The following is a 3438-nucleotide window of genomic DNA, read 5'->3' as shown; positions in this document are numbered from 1 at the left end:
TGTCCGGCGGTGTCCTACTCTCCCACACCCTCCCGGGTGCAGTACCATCGGCGCTGTGGGTCTTAGCTTCCGGGTTCGGAATGGGACCGGGCGTTTCCCCCACGCTATGACCGCCGTAACCCTTGTACCCGCTCCCCCAGAGTGTGGGGGTGGGAAGACTGTGTGGTTACAACTGTGGTGCTGGTGTTGTTCAGCTATATGTAGTTGTGTTGTTGGTTCCTGGGTGCAACCCCTGTTAGGGGGTTGTTGGTTGGGAACCACATAGTGGACGCGTGCAGTGTGTGTTGTGTGGTGTAAGTTGTTGGCCTATTAGTACCGGTCAGCTTCACGAGTCTTTAGTCCTCGCTTCCACATCCGGCCTATCAACCCAGTGGTCTGGCTGGGGGCCTCTCACACAATATGTGTATGGAAATCTCATCTTGAAGCGAGCTTCCCGCTTAGATGCTTTCAGCGGTTATCCCATCCGAACGTAGCTAATCAGCGATGCACTTGGCAGTACAACTGACACACCAGAGGTTCGTCCGTCCCGGTCCTCTCGTACTAAGGACAGCCCTTCTCAAATTTCCTGCGCGCGCAGCGGATAGGGACCGAACTGTCTCACGACGTTCTAAACCCAGCTCGCGTACCGCTTTAATGGGCGAACAGCCCAACCCTTGGGACCTACTCCAGCCCCAGGATGCGACGAGCCGACATCGAGGTGCCAAACCATGCCGTCGATATGGACTCTTGGGCAAGATCAGCCTGTTATCCCCGAGGTACCTTTTATCCGTTGAGCGACGGCCATTCCACAATGTACCGCCGGATCACTAGTCCCGACTTTCGTCCCTGCTCGAGATGTCTCTCTCACAGTCAAGCTCCCTTGTGCACTTACACTCGACACCTGATTGCCAACCAGGCTGAGGGAACCTTTGGGCGCCTCCGTTACTTTTTAGGAGGCAACCGCCCCAGTTAAACTACCCATCAGGCACTGTCCCTGACCCGGATCACGGGCCGAAGTTAGATGTCCAAAGTGACCAGAGTGGTATTTCAACGATGACTCCACCCGAACTGGCGTCCGGGCTTCAACGTCTCCCACCTATCCTACACAAGCCACTCCGAACACCAATACCAAACTATAGTAAAGGTCTCGGGGTCTTTCCGTCCTGCTGCGCGTAACGAGCATCTTTACTCGTACTGCAATTTCGCCGAGTTTATGGTTGAGACAGCGGGGAAGTCGTTACTCCATTCGTGCAGGTCGGAACTTACCCGACAAGGAATTTCGCTACCTTAGGATGGTTATAGTTACCACCGCCGTTTACTGGGGCTTAAATTCTCAGCTTCGCTCCGAAGAGCTAACCGGTCCTCTTAACCTTCCAGCACCGGGCAGGAGTCAGTCCGTATACATCGTCTTGCGACTTCGCACGGACCTGTGTTTTTAGTAAACAGTCGCTTCCCCCTGGTCTCTGCGGCCCACACCCGCTCACGGAGAGCAAGTCTCCATCACGGGGCAGGCCCCCCTTCTCCCGAAGTTACGGGGGCATTTTGCCGAGTTCCTTAACCATAATTCTCTCGATCGCCTTGGTATTCTCTACCTGATCACCTGTGTCGGTTTGGGGTACGGGCGGCTAAAACCTCGCGTCGATGCTTTTCTTGGCAGCATAGGATCACCGGATCCCCCCTTACGGGAGTCCCATCAGATCTCAGGAACGTGCTCGAAGCACACAGGAACGGATTTGCCTATCCCTGACCCTACATCCTTAGACCGGGGCAACCATCGCCCGGCCCGGCTACCTTCCTGCGTCACACCTGTTAATACGCTTACCTCCCGGGATCAGGTCCCGCGCTCGGCCAAAACCCACAACACCACAAGGGTGAGCGGGCAGGCTCCGGGCGGTTAGTATCCCCCGCTTGGCATGGGCGGTTTTTCGCCGGTACGGGAATATCAACCCGTTGTCCATCGACTACGCCTGTCGGCCTCGCCTTAGGTCCCGACTTACCCAGGGCAGATTAGCTTGACCCTGGAACCCTTGATCATTCGGCGGACGGGTTTCTCACCCGTCTTTCGCTACTCATGCCTGCATTCTCACTCGTGTAGGCTCCACCGCTGGTTTCCACCGCGACTTCACTGCCCACACGACGCTCCCCTACCACTCCACACCCCTGAACCACGAAGGCTAGGGTCTTGTGTGAAATCCACAACTTCGGCGGTGTACTTGAGCCCCGCTACATTGTCGGCGCGGAATCACTTGACCAGTGAGCTATTACGCACTCTTTCAAGGATGGCTGCTTCTAAGCCAACCTCCTGGTTGTCTTCGCAACTCCACATCCTTTCCCACTTAGCACACGCTTAGGGGCCTTAGTTGGTGGTCTGGGCTGTTTCCCTCTCGACTATGAAGCTTATCCCCCACAGTCTCACTGCTGCGCTCTGACTTACCGGCATTCGGAGTTTGGCTGACGTCAGTAACCTTGTAGGGCCCATCGGCCATCCAGTAGCTCTACCTCCGGCAAGAAACACGCAACGCTGCACCTAAATGCATTTCGGGGAGAACCAGCTATCACGGAGTTTGATTGGCCTTTCACCCCTACCCACAGCTCATCCCCTCCATTTTCAACTGAAGTGGGTTCGGTCCTCCACGACGTCTTACCGTCGCTTCAACCTGGCCATGGGTAGATCACTCCGCTTCGGGTCTAGATCACGCCACTACACTCGCCCTATTCAGACTCGCTTTCGCTACGGCTACCCCACACGGGTTAACCTCGCGACGTAACACTAACTCGCAGGCTCATTCTTCAAAAGGCACGCCGTCACAGTAACAAGACTGCTCCGACGGATTGTAAGCACACGGTTTCAGGTACTGTTTCACTCCCCTCCCGGGGTACTTTTCACCTTTCCCTCACGGTACTGGTCCGCTATCGGTCATTAGGAAGTATTTAGGCTTATCAGGTGGTCCTGACAGATTCGCACGGGATTTCTCGGGCCCCGTGCTACTTGGGATACTCTCCAGGCGGCACACAACATTACGGTTACGGGGCTCACACCCTCTCTGGCCGGCCTTTCAAGACCGTTCACCTATGCACGCACTCTCACCTCACTGGCCCGGCAGAACCAGAACGGAAAGTCCCACAACCCCGCCCATGCAACGCCCGCCGGCTATCACACATGGAAACGGTTTAGCCTCATCCGCGTTCGCTCGCCACTACTAACGGAATCACTCTTGTTTTCTCTTCCTGCGGGTACTGAGATGTTTCACTTCCCCGCGTTCCCCCCACGCACCCTATGTGTTCAGATGCGGGTCACACAATCACCCCGAAAGGCGTTGTGCGGGGTTTCCCCATTCGGACATCCTGGGATCAACGCTCGGTTATCAACTCCCCCAGGCTTATCGCAGATTCCTACGTCCTTCTTCGGCTCCTAATGCCAAGGCATCCACCGTGTGCCCTTAAAAACTTGACCACACA

Annotated in this window: 2 rRNA genes; both read right to left on the bottom strand. The window is 55.8% G+C overall.

Going from position 1 to position 3438, the window contains the following annotated elements:
* Position 1: 1 nt before the first annotated feature.
* Positions 2-118, bottom strand: a 5S ribosomal RNA gene (gene rrf / locus PJL15_RS22495).
* 170 nt (positions 119-288) lie between these two features.
* Positions 289-3433, bottom strand: a 23S ribosomal RNA gene (locus tag PJL15_RS22490).
* Between the last annotated feature and the right edge of the window lie 5 nt (positions 3434-3438).

Origin of the sequence: Paenarthrobacter nitroguajacolicus, from assembly GCF_029952445.1 — a bacterium.
Taxonomy (GTDB): Bacteria; Actinomycetota; Actinomycetes; order Actinomycetales; family Micrococcaceae; genus Arthrobacter; species Arthrobacter nitroguajacolicus_B.
Note: the sequence above shows the minus strand (reverse complement) of the source record. Positions and strands in the feature narration are given on the sequence as shown.